Raw genomic sequence first — 25,981 nt, forward strand, 5'->3', positions numbered from 1 at the left:
CGGCTTGTCACACCGCGATGGCGCCGCTGGTCCTGAGGAGCTCGGCGCTTGCCTGCACATTAGCAAAATTGCCGATCACAGACATCACCGCTTGCTTGTAAGCGGCGGCGTCTCCCGTGCCGGGACTGCGGCAGGCAACCGCGTCGGCGATCACCTGGTAGCGGTGGCTGCGGTGAAAACCGTCGACGACGGTGGCAAGCACGGTCTCGTCGAGGGAAAAGCCCAGCAGGACGCAACGGAAATTCTTGATGTTCGAGGTGTAGTCGACGAAGCGCGCCGAGCTATAGGCCGACGGCAGCGGGTGCTCGAAGGTCATCTCGCCGGGCCGCGGCTTCAATTCGCCGATCCAGTCGGTCAGCTTGGATGCCGGATTGAACCAGGCCGCCTGCGCGATGCGCTTGAGGTGGATCACCGGCCAGAGATTGTCGCGCCACAGCGTCAGCAGTTCGAGGCCGCGCGAGGTGGCGGCGTCGCCATTGAGAATGACGTGGCGACGCCCGGGGGTCAGGTATTCGACCTGCAGATCCGCGCAAACCAGGATCGGCGGATCGTCTTGAAGAGAGGAAGCCAGCATCGTCTTGCTTGTAGTTGCACCAATTTCATCGATCAGCGGCGGACAGGGTCCGCAGCGGCGAGGTCACCGCCCGTCCCGCCGAGGCATCAAGTACACCAGGCCGGTCCCAGTCTCCTTCGGGGCGGATAATCACGTAAGGATCACTGTCCAGCGTGATGGCGTCGGGCCCGGGCTCGATCTCGAGCACCATCTCCGTATAGGAGAAATCGGAAAAGGTGATCTTTCTGTTGTGGCCGAGCGGCTTGGCGCCGAAATGAGCCCAGAAGTCGACCAGCCGGTCCTGTGCCTGGCCGTAGATCTTGCGAAAGCCCTTGCGCTTCACATAGTCGACGCTGGCCTGCACCAGCTTGAACGACACGCGGGAGCGGCGATATTGGTGGCGCACCGCAAGGCGCTCGACCTTGGCGAATTCGCCGAAGAAACGCACCCGCAGGCAGCCCGCGGGCTCGTTGCCGACGAAGCCGATGAAATGCGCGGCCACGAGGTCGTTGCCGTCGAACTCCTCGTCGAACGGACAATCCTGCTCGGCGAGATAGACCGCCGAGCGAATGGCGGTGACCAGCATGAGATCGCTGGGATCGCGCGCAATGCGAATGGAGATGGCGCGGGAGTCGGGTTTGGCATTCGGAATTCTAGTGCCGTGCATCTGCAAAACTCCTTGCTTCGAAAATTGAGCCCGGCATGCGCACTGGTTGTCGATTCCAGGGCCGCTCGTAACACCAGAGGTCGGGCTGGAAGCTCGGGATAGGCGCAAATCCCGTCGCTTTCATGATGTCGCGCCCCGCCGCCGTCGACGGCTGGGCGAAGCAGTCAGCGCTGCGAAACCGCGGTTGCCGCAAATGCGCGGAGGCCTTGCCGAGCCCCGCGATGCCCCGCCCCGTGGCCGCGATCGCCCAGATGTAGATCGCCGACACCTCCTCATCGCCGGAGGCGAGATGGCGCGTGTCGGGCTCGGTCAGGCGGATTTCGTCGAGCAGCAGCGCGTCATGCCCGAGGCTGTTGAGGTACAGAAATGCCATGCCGCCGACCAAACTGCCCTTGCGGCTGAAGGTCAGCAGACATTGCGGATCGAAGGTGAAGTAGCGCGCGAGCTCCGGTTCCCCGATCCGCACGCCCGGCACGAGCCGGTGGGCCATGTCGGCAAGTGCTGCAAGTTCGGAATATTGCGCACAATGGACATCGACGTCGGGGCTGAGCGGCAGGGCGTCAAATTCGTGCCTTGCGGCAAACGAGCCCCTTTCCATACCCATATTGCGCATCTATCGTTTCCCCCATCCCGTTACGGTGGAGAGCTTAGCGGGTCAGGATCAGGCGTATGCAGCAACTATTGCAACGGGGTGCTGCGATGATGCAGCACCGAAGTGAAGAGTCCCTGGATGCGTCCTGGGATGATTTGAAGCTGTTTTTAGCGTGCGCAAAGTATAAAAGTTTCCGTAACGCCGCCGAAGAGCTCGGCCTCACCTCGACGACGCTGATGCGCAGGATCGACCGGCTCGAGGAGAGCATCGGTTGCAAGCTTTTCCTGCGTGACCAGAGCGGGCTCACGCTGAGCGACGAAGGCACGGCGATGATCTCGGACGTGTCGCTGATGGAGCGTCACGCCTTCAACGTGTTTCGACGCGCGTCGCGCTCCTCGAGCGATACCACGGGCACGGTGCGCGTCGCGGTGACCGAAGGCCCCGGCAATTTCTGGATCCTGCCGCGCCTGATCGACTTCCAGAAGACCTACCGCAAGATCACCGTCGACCTGCGCTGCGCGATGGAGCAGGCCGACGTCGCGCGGCTGGAGTCCGACATCGCGATCCAGTTGGAGCCGCCGACCAATCCGGATCTCATCGTCGCCAAGCTCGGCAGGCTGCACATCTATCCCTTCGTCTCGCGGGACTATGAAAGCCTGCACGGCGTGCCGGCCACGCTCGCCGAGTTGAAGAACCATCGCATCGTCAAGCAGAGCGCGCCGCAGGTCGACGACACCGCCTATGCCCGCATCCTCGGACTGAAATCGCTGGAGGGCATCGTCGGGATCAAGACCAACTCGTCGATCGGCGTGCTCTATGCGGTGGAGCGCGGCGCCGGCATCGGCTTCCTGCCGACGGTGTCGATCGCGCTCGGTGCGCCGCTCGTCGCCGTCGATCTCGGCGTCAGCCACCATGCCGATCTCTGGCTCACCTATCACAAGGAATTCCGCGCATCCGAGCGGCACAAGATCGTGGTCGAGTGGCTGAAGAAGATCTTCGATCCAAAGACCTATCCCTGCTTTCGCGACGAGTTCATCCATCCGAACGCGCTGGTACCGATGATGGCGGCGGCAAGAGAGAGCGTCGGGCTGGCCGGCTACATCGCGGCAGAGCCGATGTGAGCGGCGGGAAGCCGGCCTACCATTTGTATTCGAAGCCAACCGTGCCTTGGTGCGAGCGGAATTCGCTGCGCAGTTTTGTGTCGTAATTGACGTAGAGCCGCGCGGTGTTGGTCAGGCTGAGCGAGGCCGAGCCCCCCGCATCCACGCCGTAGCGGCTCTCGCCGATGCCGGGCACCACGATGCTCTGCGCGCCCAGGCTGACCTGGATCGAGCCGAGGTCCTGGTAGAAATTGTCGACGAACTTGCCGTAGGCCGACAGGTCCAGAATCTTCTGGTCGAAGATGAAGTAGCGGCCGACCTCGGCGCCGATCATGACGCGCGCGCGCGCCAATGCCGTCGCCCCGACCGCCATGGGATCGAGTCCCCCGACTTCGTTGAATGCGGCGCTGGTGGCGCGGACATATTCGAGCGCGCCCTTGGGCACGATGCGCGCCTGGTCCTGCGTCCAGTAATAACTAACTTCCGTGAGCGCGCCGTCGATCGCGGCGTGGTAGCGCGCGGTCGCCAGACCGAAGCCGGTGTCGCGGCTGGAGCGGACATTGCCAAAGCCGTGCACGGCGGCGAAAGCCCAGGTCCACGGTCCCTTGTCGATCGAGCCGTTGAAGCCGATCTGCGTCAGGTCGAGCGTTGCCGATTGCAGCGCGAGCGGCACGTCCACATCGGTGCGGCCCTGGTCGATGGAGAAACCGATATTGACGCCCGGCGCGAGCCGCGCGCCGAAGCCGGCCACCCCGCCGAACGTCTTGCGCTTGTCGCCGACGAAATCACCTTGCGCGTCGGTGCGGGCGGAGATCCCGTAGCCCTCGAACCAGGTCCGGTAGCGCGGCGCTTCCGTCTCCGACGAGGCGCCGCCGCCGCCGGGATTGTTGCGCATCGTGCGGTTGAAGCCGTTGGAGGCCTGATTGCCGAGCCGCTCCAGGAAGTTTGAACCGAGGTCGAGCGTGGTGTTGCCGATCGCGCGCTCGAAATTGGTCGCGGTCGGCGATGGAGTTGGGATCGGGGTCGGAGACGGTGTCGGCGTCGGGGTCGGGGTCGGCGTTGGCGTCGGGCTCTGTGCGAAGGCCGGCGCGGCGGCCAGGGACAATCCGAACCCAAGCACAAGCACGGCCGCGATCCGGCGGAGCCGATCCAGCCAGATCGTCCGTCCTGGTCCTGACGGCCGCGCACTGCGCATAACGACACAATCCCAACGCAAATGACGGCGCGAAAAACCGTTGATATCCGCGACCGCAATGGGCGATTTGCGCCGAACTGGCGCAGGGGGTCAATCGGTTGAACTCCCACGACAGGGACGATTGCGCCGGGTTGTGCTTCCGCGGCCACAGGGGCCGACGGATTTCGCGCTCACTGCGCGTCGGTTGAGACCGGCGCGATCAGGAAATTCTCCGAGGCCCCGCTCCCCGCCGTTCTGCAGACGTCGCCCTCGATCTTGACCTTGCCTTGCGCGAGCAGCCGGAGTGCCTCCGGATAGATGCGATGCTCGATCTCGAGGATGCGCTCGGAGAGCGTGTCCGCCGTGTCGTGATCGCTGACGGGGACCGCACCCTGCATCACGATCGGACCGGCATCGGTCTCGGGGATCACGAAATGCACGGTCGCGCCGGAGAGTTTGACGCCGGCACGCAAGGCCTGGCCGTGCGGGTCGAGGCCGGGGAAGGACGGCAGCAGCGAGGGATGGATGTTGAGCATTTTGCCGTACCAGGCCCTGGTGAACTCGGCCGTGAACAGCCGCATGAAGCCACCCAGACAAATCAGCTCGATGCCGTGCTGGTCGAGGGCACCCTGCAACACCGCCTCGAAACCGGCGCGGTCCTTGCCGAACGGCTTGCTCTCGATCACCAGCGTCTTGACGCCGCTGGCTTTCGCCCGTTCCAGGCCGAGCGCATCGGCCTTGTTCGAGATCACGAGCGAAATCTCGGCCGGGAAATCCGGTGCGGCTGCTGCCTTGATCAGCGCGGCCATGTTGGAGCCGCGGCCCGAGATCAAAATGGCGACGCGACGCTTCATGGGGCCTACAGCGTGAGGTCGAGGTTACCGTTATAGACGACGCGATGCTCGCCTTCGGCCGGAATGACCTTGCCGAGCACGGCGACCGTCTCGCCGGCGTCCTTGAAGACTTCGACGACCTTATCGACGGCATCCGGCTCGACGATCGCGATCATGCCGATGCCGCAGTTGAAGGTGCGCAGCATTTCGAGCTCCGCGATGCCGCCTTGCGCCGCGAGCCATTTGAACACGGGCAGCACCGGCAGGTTGGCGAGATCGATGCCGACGCCCAGCCCCTTCGGCAGCACGCGCGGAATGTTGTCGGTGAAACCGCCGCCGGTGATGTGGGCAAGGCCCTTCACCGCGCCAGTCTCGCGGATCGCGCGCAGGCACGACTTCACGTAGAGCTTGGTCGGCGCGAGCAGCGCGCCACCGAGCGTCATGACCGGCGAGAACGGCGCCTGCGCGGCGAAGCCCAGGCCGGACTGCGCAACGATCTTGCGCACCAGCGAAAAGCCGTTGGAATGGACGCCCGACGAGGCGAGCCCGATCACGGCATCGCCCGCCGCGATATCCTTGCGCGGCAAAAGCGTGCCGCGCTCGGCGGCGCCGACCGCAAAGCCGGCGAGATCGTAGTCGCCGTCCTTGTAGAGGCCGGGCATCTCGGCGGTCTCACCGCCGATCAGGGCGCAGCCGGACTCCCGGCAGCCCTCGGCCACGCCGGCCACGATCGAAGCGGCCGCCTCGGGATCGAGTTTCCCACAGGCAAAATAATCCAGGAAGAACAGCGGCTCGGCGCCCTGCACCACGAGGTCGTTGACGCTCATGGCCACGAGGTCGATGCCGATCCCGCCATGCAGGCCGGTTTCGATCGCGATCTTGACCTTGGTTCCGACACCGTCGGTCGCAGCACACAGGATAGGATCCTTGAATCCGGCCGCCTTGAGGTCGAACAGGCCGCCGAATCCGCCGATTTCGGCGTCGGCGCCGGCCCGCGCGGTGGCGCGCACCATCGGCTTGATCAGGTCGACGAGGCGATTGCCGGCATCGATATCGACGCCTGAATCGGCGTAGGTAAGGCCGTTTTTGCGGTCGGTCATGCCCGATTTCCAGTGGGGTTGCGGCTGGTTACGTCGATTTCAGGGGACGCGCAATGGCTCGCATAGCGCGAGGCGCCGTACTATGTAGATATCAACCGGTTCGGCCTGCAAAGGACCGGATTTGAGGTCAGACCGGGTGCCGGGAAGCGCCGCGTGAGTATTCCGAACATCATTACCCTGGGCCGCATCATGCTGGTCCCGATCATCGTCTGGGCGATCGTTTCCAGCCAAATGGAGATTGCGTTCGCGGTGTTCCTGATCGCCGGCGTCAGTGACGCCATCGACGGCTTTTTGGCCAAGCGCTTCAACATGACGAGCGAGCTCGGCGCCCTGCTCGACCCGCTGGCCGACAAGATGCTGCTGGTGTCGATCTACATGGCGCTGGGCATCTGGGGCGCGATCCCGCGCTGGATCGTGATCCTGGTGGTCTCGCGCGACATCATGATCGTGGCGGCCGTGATCGTGTCCTGGCTGTTCGACCGGCCGGTGGCGATGAAGCCCTCGATGGTGTCGAAGCTCAACACCGTCGCCCAGGTGGCGTTTGCGGCATTGGTGCTCGCCGCACTCGCCTTCGGCTTCAAGCCCGGGCCTTATGATATAATCCTGATGGGCTTCGTGACGATCTTCACGCTCTCCTCGGTGTCGCTCTACCTCGTCGAGTGGTTGCGGCACATGAGCGCGATCGAGGCCAAGTAGGACCAAACAGGATCGGCCCCGCAAAAGGCTAACTCGTCCGGCGTAACGCCATTTGGCAATCGAACAACGCCGGCTGATCCGGCAGGAGCAAGCAAAGCGTGGCAGGCCGCGTTCATCCCCGTCAATTGGCCTTCGCGCTCCCGCATGCGGAGAGCCTGAGCCGGGACAATTTTCTGGAAGGCCCTGCCAACGCCGCCGGTCTCGCGCTGATCGATCGCTGGCCGGAATGGCCGAACCGGGTCATGTGGCTGGCGGGACCGGAAGGTTCCGGCAAAAGCCACCTCGCCGCGATCTGGGCCGAGGAAGCGGGCGCGCGCTCCACCACCGCCAATGCCCTGACATCAGCGAACGTGCCGGCCGCGCTCGCGACAGGCGCGCTCGTTGTGGAAGATCTGAAGGCCGGCGACTTCGACGAGCGCGCGCTGTTCCACCTGCTCAACCTCGCGCGCGAGGACGGCGCCTATGTGCTGCTGACCGGCCGCGAGCTGCCGGCGGCGCTTGAGATCGAATTGCGCGACCTGCGCTCGCGCCTGCGCGCCGTGCCGGCGGTGTCGCTGTCGCCGCCCGACGACCAGTTGTTCCGCGCCCTGATCGTCAAGTTCTGCGCCGACCGGCAATTGGCCGTGGATGAGAGCGTGGTGAGCTACCTCGCCACCCGCCTGGAGCGTTCCCAGGCCGCCGCCCGCCAAGCGGTCGACCTCCTGGACAGCGAGGCGCTGCGGCAGGGCCGCCCGGTGACCCGGGCGCTGGCGGCCGAGTTGCTCCGCAACGTTTGATGGCAATACGCGACAGCAACGTGCACGACAGGCACAAACACCAAAATTCGTCCGGATACCTGTTCCTGGGTCTCCGGCAAACACCTTGCCTGCGATCATGGCGTTCAACCACGGCTGGAGCGAGAACGAAGGTATCGCTTCGTTGCCAATGACTTATCTGTCGACTGGGCCCTGCCAATCCGCTAGATAGCAGAGAACAAAACGGCACCACAGGAAGCGCTTTGTCCAGCCCGTATCAGCGTCAGCAGCCGCCGAGGGTCTGGTGAGACCATGAGGTAAGCTGCTTATGAAGTTCCATGATCCAAAGGAGGTTTTAGCCGGTGCGGACGCAGCAGGATGGCGGCGCGTTCTCATTGTCACGGCCCTTCCTTTGGAGATGGCCGAAGTCCGGCGCTTTACGAAGCATGTGGCATCCTGCCAAAGCCGCGATGGCAACGTCCTCGAACTCGGTCATTTTTCCGGGACCGGATCAGACTGGCTCGTCGTTGTCGGTGAAAGTGGCCCCGGGAACCACCAGGCGTCTCAGCTTGTCACCCACACATGCAGCCAGTTTGGGCCGTTTGAGCTGATTGTCCTTGTTGGGGTTGCTGCGACGCGAAAATCTGACGATGCGCCGATTGGAAGCGTCGTAGTCGCAGAACACGTTTACTGGCCTTACGTCGGCAAATACAAGGACGGAGAATTCCAGGGGAGGCCCCGGGATATCCCCATCAATCGCCAGCTTCTGGGTTTCGTGAAAAAAGTCGCGCGAGACGGGCGTTGGCATGAACGGCTGACCCCGCCCTATGGAGGCATCAGCCCCGACCACAAGGATTATCCGCAACCATTTCCGCCCACAGCGAGAGTTGCTCAGATCGTATCGGTCGAATCCGTATCTGCGGATATCAAATCGTCCCTCGAAGCCCACATCACGAGCGATTACCAGGATGCCACGGCTTTGGAGATGGAAGGCTATGGTGCAATGTTTGCCGCGTTCAGTGAAGAGACTCCGTGCGTTGTTATTCGCGGGATCTCTGACGACCGCGCCGGGAAAGATCCCGCTCTCGACAAGATTCACCAGCCAATCGCCGCCGCGCACGGTGCAGCTTTTGCGTATGAAGTGCTGGACCTCTGGGGCGAGAATCGTCGGCCTCCCGAAACGCGCGCGATCGTCGTGCCACCGACCGCCTCGCCGAAAACGGGCGTTCCCCTGGCCGAGGCTAAGCCCAACCCCGATGGCGGTACATCCGACACGGCCCGCAAAGACGATAATGCGACAATTGCCTACAAACCCATCGCAAGACGGATGCTCGTCCTCAATTTCGCTGGCGATGAGGCCGACTTCCCTCCCGACAAGCAGCGCCAACTGGTCGAAGCAGCTCGGAACATTACCGGCAATCCCACGATAGAGATCGCAGGGACCCAAGTTGGATCGTTTCACCTCTTCGTGGATGCCGCCCCTGCAGACCTGGTGTCGCTGCGCTCAGCGCGGGCAAAATCGGTCTTCCTTGATGAGTGTGGCGCCGACCTTCTTAGCGTCGCAACCAAAGAGGACTTCGACGCCGCGCTCTCTGACGCCGCAATCCTCCTGCAAGCCTCAGCGCCTGTGTTGGAATGGCCGCGGTCCCTGCCAGACGGAACGTCCATTGAACGGCCTGAACTGTTCCAGCTTCTGAAGACAGACGATAATGACTCTGGTCATGCAAAAGCCCTTCTCGGGGATCCCGGCTCCGGCAAGACGGCTCTGCTCGCTGCGCTGGCGCACGAACTTCGGAGCAGAGAAATTCCGTTTCTTGCCATCAAGGCAGATTTTCTCGACGCCGGCACCGCTACCGAGGAGGATCTGAAGCATGACCTCGGACTCCCCGACTTGCCGAGCCGTATGCTTGAGCGGCTTTCTTATCGGGGGCCAGTGTTCCTCCTCGTCGATCAGCTTGATGCTCTCGCCGGATATGTCGATCTTCGAACGGGTCGCCTTAGCGTCCTTCTGAATCTCGTTCGCGCGCTAGGAAACCGCCGAAACGTCCGTGTAGTGCTGTCCGCCAGAAGGTTCGAGTACGAGCATGACGCGCGCTTGAAAACCATTCAGGCCGAGAGTGTGGTGTTGGAGCTGCCGCCGTGGAGTACCATTCTAAAAATTCTCGAGGAAAACGGCATCCAAGCTGCGGGCTGGCCTGCTGATGCTCAGCAAGTGATGCGCTCGCCACAATCCCTTGCCACCTACCTTCGCCTGCCGAACGCATCAAAAGCAGAGCCGTTCACCAACTATCAGAAGATGCTTGAACGGCTATGGACCGACCGAATTTTGCAACGTCAAAACGGAGGCCGCCTTTCGCGCCTTGCAGGGCGCATTGCTGAAGACATGGCTGAGCGCGAAACTCTTTGGCTCGCCGGTTCGCGTTATGACGACGAGATAGAAGAACTGAAGATTTTGCTCGCCGAAAGAATCCTGACCCAACCGACTGGAACTCCCGGAAGCATAGGCTTTTCGCATCAAACGATCTTCGACCATGCGCTTGCCCGAGCCTTCGCTCAAAAGAAGGGGCGACTTTCTGCTTATGTCCGCGAGCGCACAAACTCGTTGTTCATCCGCCCCAAGATGTGGGCCGCCTTGACCTACCTAAGAGAGGTGGAACCTGCCAGCTACGCACCTGAGCTTCTGACAATCTGGCGGCTGCCGCAGTTGCGCCTCCATCTGCGACATCTCCTACTTGAATTCTTGGGTCAACAGTCTGCGCCAATCCCTCCCGAAGCAGAAATCATGCAGGAGGCCTTGTCTTCCGAAGAAAGACGAATCGCGCTGCAATCATTGATCGGCAGTCCAGGCTGGTTTGAGTATTTCAAAGACACCGAAATCGCGCGAGCGATGGCGGACGAGACTGAAGCGAACGTGGCCACCACCTTGCTCTCACGCGCAAGCGAATTTGCGGCGAGCGCGGTAGTCGCCCTGCTGGAAAAATACTGGTTGCCTCACAGCGCATTCGATTTTTATGCGTGGAATGTTTTGCTGGATGTCAAGCCATGGACGGAAGCATCCACTGGCATTGCGACTGCCATCATCGAACGCACGGACATTTCGCCATTCGCCTTCGACCATTTGATCTCGACAATCGGCGAAGACCATCAAGACTTCGCTATGCAATTGGTCGCAATGCGTCTGCGCCGCTTGTTGGCGCATGCGTTGAATGAAGCTGCCGAACGCGCCAAATCCGAGGACACCCAAGGCAAGTCTGATCTCGCTAGATATATGAAATCCCCGTCCGAGGCCATCGTCAGGCTCGTGGAGAGATCTGAAGGCTGGGACTCCTTGGAAGCATTGGCAAAGATCAATCCGGGCAATTTTATTGCTCACTTCTGGCCTTGGTTCGAAGATGCTCTAAAGGCAATTCAAAACTATAAGGAAGATAAGGGAAGCGAACTATCTTACCCACTTTCATACATACTCGATTTTCGATTTGAAGATGAGGGAACGCTCGATTTACCAGAACATCCCTTGCTGGGCAGCCTCCGCGTTGCCGTAGAGTCCTGGGCCGCCAGCGATCAATCAGCCTTCCTGAATTGGCTTTCCAGCGTAGAACAGGAAGATTTCGCGCCCGTACAGCGCCTCTTAGCCCATGCAATGGCAACGCAAGCTGAGCGATATGCTTCCAGAGCCTACGAATTCCTGCTTGCTAATCACAAGCGTTTTGATCTCGGGAATACCGAGGACTTATCGGGCACCTCAAAGCGGCTGATTCAAGCCGCTGCTTCCTTCTGGAGCGATGAGCAGATTCACCATTTTGCAAAGACGGTGAGTTCGTTCGCGCCGGCACCTGACGCTGGGCGAGACGCGCAATCTCGGCAGGCGTTTCATCGATATGTTGACCGAATTCGATACGAGTTGCTGTCGTCTCTGCCAAGAGACCGCCTGCCGAAAGATGCCGATGCTTTGGTCAAGGAAGGAGAACGCAAGTTTGGCGATTCGAAACGCGGAGCGACCTTCACCGGGCCTCGTTGGGTTGGCCCCTCAATGTCGGCGAACGAGATCGACCGAGCGGATGACGAAGACATTCTAAACGCCTTCGACAAGCTTCCTGACTCAACCGGCTGGGATAATCCAACAAGCTGGATGCGGGGCGGAAACGTTCAGCTCTCCAGATCCTTTGCCGAGTTTGCAAAGTCAAATCCGGAACGCGCGCTAAATATTATAAGGCGGTTTCCGCCCGAGGCTGGTACCCGCGCTGCAGGCTACGCCATTGATGCGATGGCCGAGACTGCTGCGCCGGAGCCGATTTTGACTCTTGTCAAGGAGTTGGAGGAGCGCGGATTTGATGGTGAAGAGTATCGCGGCGAGGTAGCCCACGCCGTTCAAAAACTTTTGAATCGAGAACTCAAAATTGATGATGATACTCTTGCTCTTCTCAAGAAGTGGCTTGAACTTACCCCTGCGGCTGAAGTCGCCACGTCAAAAGAAGAAGAGCTAGAATCGGAAGACAAGCCTGAGAATGCGGCGGAGCGTAAAGATGAAAGCATTCTTTTTGGCATGGGAGGAATTTCAATCCTTCCAAATGGAAACTATCCGATCCTTGAGGCGATAATACGCGTCTACTTACAACGCCAAGACTATACGGGCGCCCTGACCGTACTGAACGAACACCTTGAACGGCAGGAGCAAGAGAAGGTCTGGCTTGCGTTGTTCCGGCTTTTCCCGTTCATTCGAGCGGACGATAAGACCGCATTGAGCCTTTTCTACAAGGCCCTCTTCGCGAAATATCCAGGCATCGCGGTCAATCAGGAAGCCGCTATCCTACTCGCACAACTCCACTGGACTGTGCCGGATCTCGTGCGCGAAATTCTGGATGAATGGAAAGGAAATCAATCCGAATTCGTGCAACAGGCATTCGGGGAACTTGCAACATTGATTGCACTCGTGCAGCCGCAGCTTCAATGGGCGACTGAGTTCTTAAATGGCATTCTAGCGAGTGACCCTTCTGCCCCGTCGAGAACGGGAGCCGCCTTCGCCGCAGTCCACGCATTCGCAGAGGCGGATAAGAAGGAGCAGGCGTCAAAAGTCGTTGCGTTGCTCTGCTTTAATTCCAGCGAAAGCACATGGCACGCTATCGTTGACCTCTTCCGACTGGCCGATGAAATCACGCCTGATCTGGACTGGGTGCGGATATTGCATGCGATTGCGGACGCAATTCCACATCAGCCAAGGTTCCGGTCTTCGTTTGTCACTCAACGGCTCCAAACATTGCTTCCACATGAGGCGGTCTTGGTCGGGACGATAGCAAAGGCTCTCGTGGACAAATGGAAGTCAGATTTAGGTGACCTTCGAACGTCTGAAGCTGCGATAGCTCCGGAACTCGTGGACATCGCAATTACATTGCACCGGCTAGGTTCACGCACGCGGGAGACCGGCCTCCAGATCTTCGAGCAACTTCTATCAATTAACGCATATACCGCTCGTGAAACGCTGGATCAGGTGGACAGCCGCTTTCGTCCGGGGGCCCCTCCGATACGCCGAAGATTGCCGAGACGCACACCTACACGTAGGCGGCGACGGACGGGTAGCGCGGGCTAGGACCGGGCTCGATTTCTCTCTTGAGACGCACGCGCCCTAACCCCAGCCGCTAGAATCGCTCCAATTGCGACGGTACGTACCCTAGCCGGACGCTCACCTCTGACGATCCGGCCGGCTGTTGCTCCCGCTTGACGCCGACGGCTCCCGGAACCTCAATGTCATCGAAACGTCATCGCGCTAACACATGGTTCTCGCCGGTTCTGCGCATAAGTCGCACAACAGGTGTAAGAAGATGGATCGACTTCTCATGGACTCCGCGCAAGCCATTGAAATAAAAGAAAAAGAGCAGGCAGAGCCAAGCGTTCCGGCGATTGCCAAGAGCCCCGAACGGTTCATCAATCGCGAGCTCTCCTGGCTGCACTTCAATCGCCGCGTGCTCGAGGAAGCGGTCAACGGCAGCCATCCCGTGCTGGAGCGGGTGCGATTCCTGTCGATTTCGGCAAATAACCTTGATGAGTTCTTCATGGTCCGCGTGGCCGGCATCAAGGCCCAGGTCCGCGAAGGCATCGCCGAGCGCAGCCCCGACGGCCTGACCCCGTCCGAGCAGCTCGCGCTGATCAACCGTACCGTCTCGCAGCTTGCGACCGACCAGCAGGCGATCTGGGGCGATCTGCGCGGCACGCTGGCCGAGGTGGGCATCGTGCTGGTGGACGGCAAGGACGTCACCAAGGCGGAGCGCAGCTGGGTCGAGGACTACTTCCTCCACAACGTCTTCCCGCTGCTGACCCCGCTCGCGATCGACCCCGCCCACCCCTTCCCGTTCATCCCGAGCCTCGGCTTCACCATCGCGTTGCAGCTCACGCGCACCGCCGACGGCAAGGCGATGAACGCGCTGATCCGCATGCCCGGCAAGATCGACCGCTTCATCCGCATGCCCGGTGAAGGCAAGGTGCGGCTGATCACGCTGGAGCAGGCCACCAGCCTGTTCATCAACCGCCTGTTCCCCGGCTACACCGTTCGCGGCCAGGGCACGTTCCGCATCATCCGCGACTCCGAACTGGAAATCGAGGAAGAGGCCGAAGACCTCGTCCGCCTGTTCGAGACCGCGCTCAAGCGCCGCCGCCGCGGATCGGTGATACGGCTCGAGATCGACGCCAAGATGCCGGAGGAATTGCGCGGCTTCGTGCAGCACGCGCTGTCCGCTGCCGACGACGAGGCATTCCTGGTGGATGGCGTCCTCGCCATGAACGAGCTGTCACAGCTCACGCGGCTCGATCGCCCCGACCTCGAATTCACCCCTTATGTGCCGCGCCATCCCGAGCGCGTGCGCGAGCATGGCGGCGACATCTTTGCCGCGATCCGGCAAAAGGACCTGATCGTCCACCACCCTTACGAGTCCTTCGACGTCGTGGTGCAGTTCCTGCAGCAGGCGACCCGCGATCCTGATGTCGTCGCGATCAAGCAGACGCTCTACCGCACCTCCAACAACTCGCCGATCGTTCGTGCGCTCGCGGAAGCAGCAGAAGCAGGCAAGTCCGTCACCGCCCTGGTCGAGCTGAAGGCGCGCTTTGACGAAGAAGCCAACATCCGCTGGGCACGCGACCTCGAGCGCGCCGGCGTCCAGGTCGTGTACGGCTTCCTCGAACTGAAGACGCACGCGAAGCTCTCGATGGTCGTGCGCCGCGAGGGCGGCAGCCTCACGACTTACGTTCACACCGGCACGGGCAACTACCACCCCGTCACCGCGCGCATCTACACCGACCTCTCCTACTTCACGTCGGATCCGACCATCGGGCGCGATGCCGCCCGCGTCTTCAATTTCATCACTGGTTATGCGGCGCCGAGCGACCTCGAAAAGATGGCGGTGTCGCCGCTAACCCTGCGCAAGCGCGTCATCGAGCACATCCAGGGCGAGACGGCGCATGCGCGGCACGGCCGGCCCGGCGCGGTCTGGATGAAGATGAACTCCCTGGTTGATCCCGACATCATCGACGCGCTCTACGAGGCCTCGCAGGCCGGCGTTCAGGTCGAGCTCGTGATCCGCGGTATCTGTTGCCTCCGGCCCGGCATTCCCGGCCTGTCGGAGAACATCCGTGTCAAATCGATCATTGGCCGCTTCCTCGAACACGGCCGCATCTACTGCTTCGGCATGGGCCAGGGCCTGCCGAGCACCAAAGCGGCTGTGTATATCTCGTCGGCCGACATGATGCCGCGGAACCTCGACCGCCGCGTCGAGGTGCTCTGTCCGCTGCAAAATCCCACGGTGCATCAGCAGGTTCTCGAACAGATCATGGTCGCGAATCTCAAGGACAATGAGCAGAGCTGGCAATTGTTGCCGGACGGGTCCTCAACGCGTATGAAGGCCGCGAAGGGCGAAGAGCCGTTCAACGTGCACAATTACTTCATGACGAATCCGAGTCTGTCTGGCCGTGGAAAGTCGCTCAAGGAATCCTCTCCGCGCCGCCTCACGCGCCGGAACGAACGTCATCAATCCTGATCGGGGATTGTCGTCGTGACACGACCGCGCAAACGCGGCGCGAGCGTCGCGGTCGTCGACATCGGCTCCAACTCGGTGCGTCTCGTGGTCTACGAGGCGCTGGCGCGGAGTCTCATTCCGATCTTCAACGAGAAGACGCTATGCGGGCTCGGCCGCGAGGTTCAGAGCACCGGCCTGCTCGCGCCTGATGCCGTCGACAAGGCGCTGACCTCGCTCAAGCGCTTCAACGCGCTGATCCGGGTGATGCAGGTCGGCCGCGTCTACGCGATCGCGACCGCCGCGTGCCGTGACGCCTCCAACGGGGCGGATTTCATTGCCAAGGCGGAGCGCATCTGCCGCGTCAAGATCGAGATCCTGTCCGGCCCGCGCGAGGCGCGGCTGTCGGCGCTCGGCGTGGTCTCCGGCATCCACCATCCCGACGGTATCGTCGGCGATCTCGGCGGCGGCTCGCTCGAACTGATCGAGGTGCACAGGAACAGCGTCCGCAGCGGCGTGACGCTGCCGCTCGGTGGTCTCGCGCTGCAGGATCTCGCGCATAAATCGCTCAAGCGCGCCGACCGGATCGTGCGCGAGGAATTCGCCGACGTGCCGCAGCTCAAGGCCGGCCGCGGCCGCACCTTCTACGCGGTCGGCGGCACCTGGCGCGCACTCGCCCGCATCCACATCATCCAGAGCGGCTATCCGCTCCAGGTCATGCACGGCTATTCGATCCCCGCAGCCGAAGCGCTCGACTTCGTGCGGCGACTACGCCGGCTGGCGGCGGCGAACATGCTCGCGGACATCGAGGTCGTCGCCGATGCCCGCCGCCCGCTCCTCACCTATGCCGCGCTGGTGCTCGAGCACATCATCCGCGTGGCCAAGCCGAAGCAGATCGTGTTCTCGACCTTCGGCGTGCGCGAAGGCCTGCTGCACGAAAAACTGTCGGAGACCGAGCGCGCCAAGGACGGGCTGATCTGCGCCGCCGAGGAGCTGAACCAATTGCTGTCGCGCTCGGCGCGCCATGCCCGCGAGCTGATCGAATGGACCGACCGCTTCGTGCGCGTGGTCAAGCTGCGCGAGACCGAGGAAGACCGCCGCCTGCGCCACACCGCGTGCCTCTTGTCGGATATCGGCTGGCGCGTGCATCCGGACCACCGCGGCGAGCAGACGCTGAGCCTCGTCGTCAACGGCAATTTCGGCGCAATCGATCACCAGGAGCGCGCCTTCGTCGGCCTGTCCGTGTTCTACCGCTATGCGGGCCTGAGCGAGGAGAACCAGCCGCCGCAGACGATGCAGGAGCTCTTGACGCCGGCCCAGCTCGAACGCGCGCGCCTGCTGGGGGCCGCATTCCGCGTCGCGCATCTGATCTCGGCGGCACGGCCGGGCGTGCTGCCGGCCACCCATTTCCGCAGCCTGGGCCGCAAGCTGATGCTGGTGTTCGAGCACAGGCTCGGCGACCTCGTCGCCGACCGCGTCGGCGGCCGCTTCAAGCAGCTCGCACGCCTGATCGGCCGGTCAGGGTCGATCGTGCGGCGCTAATTACTCGGGCGACGCCTCTATTCGGCAGAAGCCTTGGCGTGTTGCTCGGAGGCTTCCAGCGCGGCCTGGCTGAGGCTGCGCCGTCGCCAGATGTAGCCGACCACCAGCACCACGATCACACCGAGCAAGGCGCAGAGATATTCGGCGGCAGGTCCGGCATGAGCGAATTGCGGCGGAATGCGCAGCACGGCCAGTGCCGAGTCGAGCGCCACCCCCACGGGGCCTGCGAACAGCGTATGCAACCACGGCTCGACGCCGGGATCGGTCGCGATCACCTCGCCTGCGATCCAGCCGAGCAGCGCCGCACCGGCCCAGACCAGCACGGGAAGCTTGGTCAGCAGCGCCATGATCAGCGCTGCACCCGCGACGATCAGGGGAACGCTGATGGCGAGGCCGAGGATCAGCAGCGGCACGCTGCCGTTCGCAGCCGCGGCCACCGCGATCACGTTGTCGAGGCTCATCACGATGTCGGCGACGACGACGATTTGAATCGCCTGCCAGAGATGCGAGGCCGATTCGACGTCGTCCTCGTTCTCGTTTTCCGGCACCAGCAGCTTGGCCGCGATCACGATCAGCGCGAGACCGCCGACCAGCTTGAGGTACGGCAGCGCCATCAGGCTCGCAACGATGCCGGTGAAGATGATCCGCAGCATCACGGCGGCGCCGGCGCCGAAGATCATGCCCCACAAGCGGTGCTTTGGCTTGAGGCCGCGGCAGGCGAGCGCAATCACCAGCGCGTTGTCGCCCGACAACAGGATGTTGATCCAGATGATCTTGCCGACCGCGACCCAGAACGTGGGCTCGGCCATTTCATTGCGAAACTGGGTGAAGAACGACCCGATCGTGGCGGGATCGAAGATCTGCCAAAGCCAGCTCACAATGCTTCCTTTCGCCCCTTAGCGCGCCGGCTGAACGATCAGCCGACGATCTCGTTGCCCGAAAAGAACTGCGCGATCTCGATCGCGGCGGTCTCCGGCGCATCCGAACCGTGCGCCGAGTTCTCGCCGATCGATTTTGCGTAGAGCTTGCGGATGGTGCCGTCGGCCGCCTTGGACGGATCGGTCGCGCCCATCGCGTCGCGGTACTTGGCGATGGCGTTCTCGCCTTCCAGCACCTGCACGACGACCGGGCCGGAGGTCATGAACTCGACGAGCTCGCCGAAGAACGGACGCGCCTTGTGGACGGCATAGAAGGTCTCGGCCTGCTCCTTGGTCATGCGGATGCGCTTCTGGGCGACGATGCGCAGGCCGGCCTTTTCGATCACGGCATTGACGGCGCCGGTCAGGTTACGGGCGGTCGCGTCGGGCTTGATGATCGAGAAGGTGCGTTCAATCGCCATGATCTTGTCCTTAGGGAATAGCGGTGGGGAGGAGTTGCGGGGCTTATATCGGCGCCTTCGGCGAACGGCAAGCGACCCCAAAACAGCCGCCACGGGCGTATCGCCGCGGGGGCAAGGGGCGTGGAATTACAATAATTTCACGCAGATGAACCCAATCTGCAGGGTCCGTCAGGGTTCGGTTCAGGGTCTGGCGCCTAGAGTGGGCCCCATCGGAACGCAATTCTCCCCGTGATGAGGCGTTTCGGCGGCCATTCCATCGACGCGATAGCCCCGCGCCGGCAGTTTTGAGGAGAACACCATGTTCAGGAAACTTTCGCTTGCTGCGATCGCTGCGGTGTCGCTGGGTGCCGCCGCGCTTGCCCCGACCGCCGCGTCCGCCCACTGGCATGGCGGCGGCTGGCATGGTGGCTGGCACGGCGGTGGCTGGGGCGCCCCGCGCTTCTATGTCGGCGGCCCCGTCTCCTACGGTTATGGCGGCTGCTATGTCCGCCGGCTGGTCCCGACCCCCTGGGGACCGCGCTGGCGCCTGATCAACCGCTGCTATTGAGGCCGTCAGCACCTTCCCTTCCCAGAGTCGACCTAAGCCCCCGGCGTGCCCCCGCCGGGGCTTTTTCTTGGGGCAGATGTTCAAAATCACACAATCCTGACGGGAGCGCGGGGCTGTCCTTCGCGGTCCGCGAAACTAATTCGGCTTCCGCGACTTGGTAGAGGGACACGCAACCGAACCAGTGGAACCCCTGCCATGTCAGGCCTTTTCGCCAATGACAGCGAACAAATCGACCGGCGCACCAGCCGATCGATCTGCGATGCCGTGGGCGAACGGCTGCAGCAGAGCCTTCGGCCCGAACCAAAGCTGACCTCGCATCTGGAGCATCTGCTCGACGAGCTCCGCAAGCGCGACCGGGACGGCGACCGACGCAACTAGAACCCGACGAAAACGGGGTTGCGTTTGCGCGTCCTTGCGGTGACAAGGCCGCATGCTCACCATTACCGACCTTTCGGTCCGGCTCGCCGGACGCCTGCTGATCGACCAGAGTTCCGCGCAGATCACGCCCGGTTCGCGCGTCGGCCTGGTCGGGCGCAACGGCACCGGCAAGTCGACGCTGTTCAAGGTGATCCGCGGCGAGCTTGCGGCCGAATCCGGCACGGTGACCCTGCCCCCGCGCTGGCAGGTCGGCAGCCTCGCCCAGGAAGCCCCTGACGGACCCGAGAGCCTGATCACGGTGGTGCTCAAAGCCGACCTCGAGCGCGACGCACTGCTGCGCGAGGCCGAGACCGCGGACGATCCGCACCGCATCGCCGAAATCCAGACCCGCCTCGTCGATATCGATGCGCACTCCGCCCCTGCCCGCGCGGCTGCGATCCTCAGCGGCCTCGGTTTCTCCGCGAGCGATCAGCAACGGCCGTGCTCGGAATTTTCCGGCGGCTGGCGCATGCGCGTGGCGCTTGCCGCGACCCTGTTCGCAGTCCCCGATCTGCTGCTGCTCGACGAGCCCACCAATTATCTCGACCTCGAAGGCACGCTGTGGCTGGAGGATCACCTTGCGCATTATCCGCGCACCGTGATCGTGGTCAGCCACGACCGCGACCTCCTGGAAAGCTCGGTCGATCAGATCCTGCATCTGGAGCGCGGCAAGCTCACGCTCTACAAGGGCTCCTACTCCTCGTTCGAGGAGCAGCGCGCCGCGCGCGAGATGCTCGATGCCAAGGCGATCAAGCGCCAGGAAGCCGAGCGCGCGCGCCTGCAGGCCTTTGTCGACCGCTTCAAGGCCAAGGCCTCAAAGGCCCGCCAGGCCCAGTCGCGCGTCAAGATGCTGGAACGGCTGAAGCCAATCACCGCTCTGGTGACCGACGAAGTCCACGAGATCAGCTTTCCGCCGCCGGAGAAGACGCTGTCGCCGCCGATCATCGCGGTCGACAACGCCACCGTCGGCTACGATGCGGCGAGCCCGGTGCTGAGCCGCGTCACCTTACGCATCGACAATGACGACCGCATCGCGCTCCTGGGTGCCAACGGCAACGGCAAATCGACGCTGGTGAAGCTGCTGGCAGGCCGCCTCGCGCCGTTCTCGGGCAAGGTGACACGCGCCGACAAATTGTCGATCGCCTATTTTGCGCAGCATCAGCTCGACGAGCTGAACGTCGACGCCTCGACCTACGACCACGTTCGCAAGCTGATGGGCGAAGCGCCGGAAGCAAAGATTCGCGCGCGTTGCGGCGCGATCGGCTTTTCCGGCAAGGCCGCCGACACCCCGGCCGGCAAATTGTCGGGCGGCGAGAAGGCGCGCCTGCTCTTGGGGCTCGCCACCTTCTTCGGCCCCAACATGATCATCCTGGACGAGCCGACCAACCATCTCGATATCGACAGCCGCGCGGCACTGGCGGAAGCGATCAACGACTTTCCCGGCGCCGTCATCATGGTCTCGCACGACCGCTATCTGATCGAGGCCTGCGCCGATCAGCTCTGGCTCGTCGCCGACCGCACCGTGACCAATTTTGACGGCGATCTCGACGATTACCGCCGGGTCGTGCTTTCGGCCCGCAGCGCCGACGCAAGCCCGCGCGAGCGCAACGGAACGATCGAAAAGCCGCAGCGCAGCCGGAACGACGGCCGCGGCTCGCTGAAGAAGCGCATCGCGGACGCCGAGACCGAGATCGCGCGCATCACCGAGATCATCGCCAAGATCGACGCCGCGCTCTCGCTGCCCGACATCTTTACCCGCGATCCCAAGCAGGCCGCGCAACTCTCAAAAGCACGCGCCAACGCCGCCGACGCGCTGGCCCGCGCGGAGGAGCAATGGCTGGACGCGAGTGCGCAGTTCGACGAGGCGTCGTCGACGGCCTGAGCCCTCGATCAATCCTTCCGCGCCGATCGGAATCGCGCCACGAGGCGCGACAGCATCCCGCGTCTTGCTCCGTTTTCCGCGCGCAGGCGCGTGAGCTCCTGATAGTGCACGTGATTCCAGTGGCCGGCATGGTCGCGATCCCTGCGCAGCGCGGCCCAGCGAACCACATGATCCGGCTCGAGCCGGTTCGACCATTCGGGCTGGAAGCCGTGGCGCTCGAACATGCGATCGAGCCAGCTTCCGCGCGGCGGCGCGATGGTCTTGGGAATTCCGGCTCGGCGCCACATCTCGTTCCAGAGATGCACGAAGGTCGATGCCGACACGCGGCGTTCGACCTCGTCGCACGCGTCGGGCAGCAGAAATTTTTCGAACTCCTCCGGTCCGATCGCATAAGCGATGTCACGCGCCACGGGCCGCAGATGCGGCGCGAATTGCGGCTGAAGCTCGGTCAACAGTTTCGGACCGACCTCGCCCCAACGCGCATCGGCGCCCCGCGCCTCGGTGCGTTCGCGGCACGCGCGCATCAGGGGATCGCCGGCCGGGAAATGCATCACCGCGCCGTTCAGCTCGTCTTCCGTCTGAAGCGCGACGAAGCTCGCCGCCTCGGGCAGCGCCGTGCCGACGAGCATTACGTCTGTGTCGATCCACCAGCCGCCGGCTTTTTCAAGCAGGGCGTAGCGAAAATGGTTGGAATGAAGCGACGGGCTCGGCCCGTCGAATTCGTGTCTGTAGAACGAGACATCGTCGTCGATGATCTCGCGGGCGTCCCGCAAGACAACCCCATCCGGCAGATCCGCGATCGGATGATCTGCGAATAGTTCGACACGGATTCCAGCAGCTATGAATGTGCGCAGACAAAGCGCTTCATAGGGGGAAAACGGCCCGTACCAGAACGTCCGAACGACAGGCTTCTGTTCGGAGCGCATGGAGCGCTAGCCCGTCTGCTTCTTCTTCGGCTTGGGCTTTGCCTTCGGCGCGACCGGCTGTTCCGGCGTGCCTTCGATCGACGACAGGCGGCCCGAGGTGAAGGTGTAGATGCCGGCACGCGGGCCGGTCGTCCAGGTGACGACGGCGACGCGTCGGCCGCCGGCATCATTGGAGAGGTTGACGCTCGAGGGCGCGCCGATGCCGCGCACGACGTCGCATTCGGTGTGACCGAGCGCGACGGTGCCGCCCTGCGGGGCGGTCGATGCGTTGGCGTCGGCCGGCGCGCCTGCCGGCACCATGCCGGGACACGCGCCGTCGGCGCTGACGAGATCCTCGGCCGTAACAGGCTTGTCAGGCGTCAGCGGCGGCGCGTCGATCGAGATGTTCTTGATGAAGAACCGGGTCGGCTTGTTGAACCATTCGGCGTCCTTCGACAGCAGATCGGTGCCGCCGGCGCAGCCTGCAAGAAGCGGCGCAACGGCAGCCAACGCCAGTATCAGCGTCGAGGGAAGCTTTTGATGTCGCACGATAAACTCAGGTCCCCGCTTTAAGGTCCAGCCCTAACCAATTGTCCCAACATCCCTTTGCGGCACGACCGTGGCTCTTTGGCCAGGTTCGCCCGAAAACTCCAAATTATCATTAATTACGAGGTGTTACGAATCCTTGCGCTGCCAGCGGCCGCGCTCGTCGGCCTGCCAATAGGTGACCTCAAATCCCCGCGTCTTGCAATCCGTCCAGGCGGAACGGGCCAAGGCCAGTGCGTCGGGGTCGTCGCCGTTGAACAGCAGCACCATGCGCTCGTAGCTCTGCGAATCCTGCGGCAGCGCAGCGTTGTCGATCAGGAACCGGACATTGGCGCCATTCGGATTGTTCTCCTCGATTGCGAGCAGAATCGGCTGATCTGCCGCGTCACCGGCGCGCCATGTCGCGTGAGGCAGGAACGAGTCGTCGCGATAGGTCCACAAATGCGCATCCAGCGCGTCGGCGCGTTCCGGCGACGTCGACTGCACGACGACGCGCCAGCCGCGCTCGAGCGACTTCTCGAGCAGCGGCGGCAACACGTTCTCCACCAACATGTTTTGCAGATGATAGAACAGGACTTCGGTCATTAGCTCTCGTAGTGGTCGGCCACCAAGCGATCGAGCAGGCGCACACCATAGCCCGATCCCCAGCTCTGGTTGATGTCGGTTTTCGGCGCGCCCATCGCGGTGCCGGCGATGTCGAGATGCGCCCAGGGCGTATTGTCGACGAAGCGCTGCAGGAACTGCGCGGCCGTGATCGAGCCGCCATGGCGTCCGCCGGTGTTCTTCATGTCGGCAAACTGGGAATCGATCAGCTTGTCGTATTCGGCACTGAGCGGCATCCGCCAGACCTTTTCGCCGGTCTCCTGCCCGGCCTTCAAGAGCCGGTCGGCAAGCTCGTCATTGTTGGAGAACATGCCGGCATGCTCGGTGCCGAGCGCGACCATGATGGCGCCGGTGAGCGTGGCGAGATCCACCATGAATTTCGGCTTCATCTTCTTGGCCACGTACCAGAGCACGTCGGCCAGCACGAGGCGACCCTCGGCGTCGGTGTTGATGACCTCGATGGTCTGGCCCGACATCGAGGTGACGATGTCGCCGGGACGCTGCGCGTTGCCGTCGGGCATGTTCTCGACGAGGCCGATGGCGCCGACCACGTTGACCTTGGCTTTGCGCGCGGCGAGCGCGTGCATCAAGCCGACGACGCAGGCCGCACCGCCCATGTCGCCTTTCATCTCCTCCATGCTGCCGGCCGGCTTGATCGAAATGCCGCCGGTGTCGAAGCAGACGCCCTTGCCGATGAAGGCGACGGGAGCCGTGCCCTTCTTGCCGCCGTTCCAGCGCATGATGACGGTGCGGCTCGGCCGCGACGAGCCTTGGCCGACACCGAGCAGCGCGCCCATGCCGAGCTTGTGCATCGCCTTGACGTCGAGCACCTCGATCGCGACGCCGAGCTTGCGCAATTGGCTGGCACGCCGCGCGAACTCTTCGGGATAGAGCACGTTCGGCGGCTCGTTGACGAGATCGCGCGCGATGATCACGCCGTCGACGATGTGGCCCGCCGGCGCGAACGCTTTCCTGGCGGCGGCAACGTCGGCGACCGCGAGCGAGACATCGGCGTGCACGGGGCCCTCCTCGCCTTCCTTCTTCTTGGTCTTGTAGCGATCAAACTTGTAGGCGCGCAGCCGCAGGCCGGAGGCGACCGCAACCAGTTGCTCGTTGCTCATGGCGCCACCGGGCAATTCGGCCATGATGGTCGCGCCGTCCTTGCCGGCGCCTAGCTTGCCGGACACCACGCCGCCGAATTTGAGGAAATCGCTGATCTTGAGCGCCTGCGCCTTGCCGGTTCCGATCACGATCAGGCGGGAGATCTTCAATCCCTCCGGCGCCAGGATGTCGAGCGCCGCGCCGCTTTTTCCCTTGAACTGGGCGGCTGCGGCGGCTCGCTTGACGAGGTCGGTCGCCTTCCCCAGCGCCTTCGCCGTCGCCGGGCCGAACTTCAGGCTATCGTCACAAAACACCACAAGGATGCCGCGGGCGGCAGCCGAGAACGGGACGAAGCCGACCTTGACGGCGTCGGACATGGGTAACTCCTCCAAAAGACGGGACTTTTTGCCGCTTGCGGAACCTGCCGCTCCGGCTTCCTGAACCGCGATTCACTGATCCTCCCGCACTATGGCCCGGCGGGGCCGGCCGTGCCAAGCGCTGCCAGTGGCTGGAAGGCCACAATGAGGGAAATATTAACCATATCCTAAGGGTGCCATGGGGCAGCCATTTTGTTGACGGATCAAAGGGATGGTAGTGAGAGATTGGTCGGCGGACGAGCGCTGAATCGGCCCTTGGGGATCCCCTTTCGGGGATTGGGTCGGAAAGCCCGAAAGCTGCTTGTGGTTGGGGATCGTACGGTCGCACATGGGGTCGATCGACAGGTATATTTTCCGCACGACGCTGGCGTCGTTTGCGCTCGTCCTGGTCAGCCTTACCGGCGTGATCTGGATTACGCAGGCGTTGCGCGGCATCGACCTGATGACGAGCCAGGGACAGACCATCGTCACCTTCCTCGGCATCACCGGGCTCGTGATCCCCGCGCTCATCCTGATCATCTCGCCGATCGCGCTGATGATCGCGATCTCGCACACGCTGAACAAGCTCGCGACCGATTCCGAGATCATCGTGATGAATGCCGCCGGCTTCTCGCCGTTGCGGCTGTTCTATCCGTTCTTCTACGCCACCTGCGTGGTGGCGCTGCTGGTCGCCTTCATCGCGGCCTATCTCGCCCCCGACGGCATGCGCCGCATCAAGCAGTGGGACGCCGAGATCACGGCCGACGTGCTCACCAACATCCTGCAGCCCGGCCGCTTCGCCCAGCTCGACCAGAACCTCACGATCCGGATCCGCGAGCGGCAGCCCGGCGGCATCCTCGCCGGCATCTTCATCGACGACCGTCGCGATCCCAAGGAGCGTATCTCGATCGTCGCGGAACGGGGCGAGGTCGTCAAAAGCGGCAACGGCTCGTTTCTGGTGCTGAACGACGGCAATCTGCAGCGCTTCGAGGCCGGCAAGCGCGACCCGGCGCTGGTGGCGTTCGGCCGCTACGCCTTCGACATGTCAAAATTCTCCAACCAGGGCCGTGACGTCACGCTCGGCATTCGCGAGCGCTATCTCTGGGAGCTGCTGTCGCCGGCCGAGGACGATCCGGTCTACAAGTCGGTACCCGGCCAGTTCCGCTCGGAGCTGCACGACCGCATCATGGCGCCGCTCTATCCGTTCGCTTTTGCCGCACTGACCTTCGCCTTCCTCGGTGCGCCCCGCACCACGCGCCAGAGCCGCAACTTCTCGATCGGCGGCTCGATCCTCGCC

Annotated in this window: 22 protein-coding genes; 10 read left to right on the forward strand and 12 right to left on the reverse strand. The window is 63.0% G+C overall.

The genetic code is table 11. The features are described 5' to 3' along the window. Window positions 1-7: 7 nt before the first annotated feature. From C2U70_RS16280 to C2U70_RS16290, 3 genes are read right to left on the reverse strand one after another with little or no spacing between them, the layout of a single operon-like run. Window positions 8-574: an isochorismatase family protein gene (locus C2U70_RS16280; protein WP_433960680.1), complete on the reverse strand. Its 567-nt coding sequence runs from the start codon at window positions 572-574 to the stop codon at window positions 8-10. Window positions 575-599: 25 nt separating this feature from the next. Next, window positions 600-1,220, reverse strand: coding sequence for a GNAT family N-acetyltransferase (locus C2U70_RS16285; RefSeq protein ID WP_140979444.1), 621 nt, complete (start codon window positions 1,218-1,220; stop codon window positions 600-602). Continuing rightward, a complete protein-coding gene (locus C2U70_RS16290) occupies window positions 1,207-1,824 on the reverse strand; it encodes a hypothetical protein (RefSeq protein WP_186294300.1) in 618 nt (205 codons plus the stop codon). Before C2U70_RS16290 ends, C2U70_RS16285 begins: the two co-directional genes overlap by 14 nt. 65 nt (window positions 1,825-1,889) lie before the next feature. Here C2U70_RS16290 and C2U70_RS16295 point away from each other — a divergent pair, with 65 nt between their 5' ends. Further along, window positions 1,890-2,933, forward strand: a complete 1,044-nt coding sequence (locus tag C2U70_RS16295) for a LysR family transcriptional regulator (RefSeq protein WP_140979445.1) — start codon at window positions 1,890-1,892, stop codon at window positions 2,931-2,933. A 16-nt stretch (window positions 2,934-2,949) separates the two neighbouring features. Here the strand turns inward: C2U70_RS16295 and C2U70_RS16300 are convergent, their stop codons facing one another. The 3 genes from C2U70_RS16300 to purM all read right to left on the reverse strand — a co-directional run bounded on the left by C2U70_RS16300 (window position 2,950) and on the right by purM (window position 6,019). Continuing rightward, window positions 2,950-4,107, reverse strand: coding sequence for an autotransporter outer membrane beta-barrel domain-containing protein (locus tag C2U70_RS16300; protein ID WP_140979446.1), 1,158 nt, complete (start codon window positions 4,105-4,107; stop codon window positions 2,950-2,952). A gap of 170 nt (window positions 4,108-4,277) precedes the next feature. Further along, the gene (gene purN, locus C2U70_RS16305) at window positions 4,278-4,940 is read right to left on the reverse strand and encodes a phosphoribosylglycinamide formyltransferase (protein WP_140979447.1); all 663 of its coding nucleotides are present in this window, start codon (window positions 4,938-4,940) and stop codon (window positions 4,278-4,280) included. Between the two features lie 5 nt (window positions 4,941-4,945). Continuing rightward, complete coding sequence (purM, locus tag C2U70_RS16310) at window positions 4,946-6,019, reverse strand: phosphoribosylformylglycinamidine cyclo-ligase (protein WP_140979448.1); 1,074 nt, start codon at window positions 6,017-6,019, stop codon at window positions 4,946-4,948. 153 nt (window positions 6,020-6,172) lie between these two features. On the opposite strand from purM, the gene C2U70_RS16315 reads away from it, so the two are divergent. The 5 genes from C2U70_RS16315 to ppx all read left to right on the forward strand — a co-directional run bounded on the left by C2U70_RS16315 (window position 6,173) and on the right by ppx (window position 16,988). Then, window positions 6,173-6,715, forward strand: coding sequence for a CDP-alcohol phosphatidyltransferase family protein (locus C2U70_RS16315; RefSeq protein WP_140979449.1), 543 nt, complete (start codon window positions 6,173-6,175; stop codon window positions 6,713-6,715). Between the two features lie 98 nt (window positions 6,716-6,813). After that, window positions 6,814-7,491, forward strand: a complete 678-nt coding sequence (locus C2U70_RS16320) for a DnaA ATPase domain-containing protein (protein ID WP_140979450.1) — start codon at window positions 6,814-6,816, stop codon at window positions 7,489-7,491. Between the two features lie 286 nt (window positions 7,492-7,777). Next, complete coding sequence (locus C2U70_RS16325) at window positions 7,778-13,033, forward strand: AAA family ATPase (protein WP_140979451.1); 5,256 nt, start codon at window positions 7,778-7,780, stop codon at window positions 13,031-13,033. A gap of 247 nt (window positions 13,034-13,280) precedes the next feature. Next, the gene (locus C2U70_RS16330; protein ID WP_186294301.1) at window positions 13,281-15,470 is read left to right on the forward strand and encodes an RNA degradosome polyphosphate kinase; all 2,190 of its coding nucleotides are present in this window, start codon (window positions 13,281-13,283) and stop codon (window positions 15,468-15,470) included. Window positions 15,471-15,485: 15 nt separating this feature from the next. Next, window positions 15,486-16,988, forward strand: coding sequence for an exopolyphosphatase (ppx, locus tag C2U70_RS16335; protein ID WP_140979452.1), 1,503 nt, complete (start codon window positions 15,486-15,488; stop codon window positions 16,986-16,988). 17 nt (window positions 16,989-17,005) lie between these two features. Here ppx and C2U70_RS16340 read toward each other — a convergent pair whose 3' ends face one another. After that, the gene (locus C2U70_RS16340; RefSeq protein WP_140979453.1) at window positions 17,006-17,866 is read right to left on the reverse strand and encodes a TerC family protein; all 861 of its coding nucleotides are present in this window, start codon (window positions 17,864-17,866) and stop codon (window positions 17,006-17,008) included. A gap of 38 nt (window positions 17,867-17,904) precedes the next feature. Beyond that, on the reverse strand, window positions 17,905-18,327 hold the full coding sequence (ndk, locus tag C2U70_RS16345; protein ID WP_140979454.1) for a nucleoside-diphosphate kinase: 423 nt from the start codon (window positions 18,325-18,327) through the stop codon (window positions 17,905-17,907). A 298-nt stretch (window positions 18,328-18,625) separates the two neighbouring features. On the opposite strand from ndk, the gene C2U70_RS16350 reads away from it, so the two are divergent. From C2U70_RS16350 to C2U70_RS16360, 3 genes are all read left to right on the forward strand, one after another. After that, entirely contained in the window at window positions 18,626-18,874 is a 249-nt protein-coding gene (locus C2U70_RS16350; protein WP_140979455.1) for a sulfur globule protein precursor, read from the forward strand. A gap of 195 nt (window positions 18,875-19,069) precedes the next feature. After that, complete coding sequence (locus tag C2U70_RS16355; protein ID WP_140979456.1) at window positions 19,070-19,252, forward strand: hypothetical protein; 183 nt, start codon at window positions 19,070-19,072, stop codon at window positions 19,250-19,252. 52 nt (window positions 19,253-19,304) lie between these two features. Next, window positions 19,305-21,173: an ABC-F family ATP-binding cassette domain-containing protein gene (locus C2U70_RS16360; RefSeq protein ID WP_140979457.1), complete on the forward strand. Its 1,869-nt coding sequence runs from the start codon at window positions 19,305-19,307 to the stop codon at window positions 21,171-21,173. Between the two features lie 8 nt (window positions 21,174-21,181). On the opposite strand, the gene C2U70_RS16365 is transcribed toward C2U70_RS16360, so the two are convergent. The 4 genes from C2U70_RS16365 to C2U70_RS16380 form a co-directional block, all read right to left on the reverse strand. Beyond that, the gene (locus tag C2U70_RS16365) at window positions 21,182-21,946 is read right to left on the reverse strand and encodes a glycosyltransferase (protein WP_186294299.1); all 765 of its coding nucleotides are present in this window, start codon (window positions 21,944-21,946) and stop codon (window positions 21,182-21,184) included. 159 nt (window positions 21,947-22,105) lie between these two features. Next, window positions 22,106-22,588 (reverse strand): hypothetical protein, encoded by a 483-nt coding sequence (locus tag C2U70_RS16370; RefSeq protein WP_186294302.1) that lies wholly within the window; start codon window positions 22,586-22,588, stop codon window positions 22,106-22,108. 165 nt (window positions 22,589-22,753) lie between these two features. Beyond that, window positions 22,754-23,209, reverse strand: coding sequence for a DNA polymerase III subunit chi (locus C2U70_RS16375; RefSeq protein WP_140979460.1), 456 nt, complete (start codon window positions 23,207-23,209; stop codon window positions 22,754-22,756). Next, window positions 23,209-24,705 carry a leucyl aminopeptidase gene (locus tag C2U70_RS16380; RefSeq protein ID WP_140979461.1) on the reverse strand — a complete coding sequence of 499 codons (1,497 nt, stop codon included), beginning with the start codon at window positions 24,703-24,705 and terminating at the stop codon, window positions 23,209-23,211. Before C2U70_RS16380 ends, C2U70_RS16375 begins: the two co-directional genes overlap by 1 nt. A gap of 328 nt (window positions 24,706-25,033) precedes the next feature. Between C2U70_RS16380 and lptF the strand changes: the two genes are divergently transcribed. Beyond that, a partial coding sequence (lptF, locus tag C2U70_RS16385) for an LPS export ABC transporter permease LptF (protein WP_140979462.1) occupies window positions 25,034-25,981 on the forward strand: 948 nt, incomplete at its 3' end.

The sequence above is a fragment of the Bradyrhizobium guangdongense genome (assembly GCF_006483445.1).
GTDB classification, from domain to species: Bacteria; Pseudomonadota; Alphaproteobacteria; order Rhizobiales; family Xanthobacteraceae; genus Bradyrhizobium; species Bradyrhizobium guangdongense_A.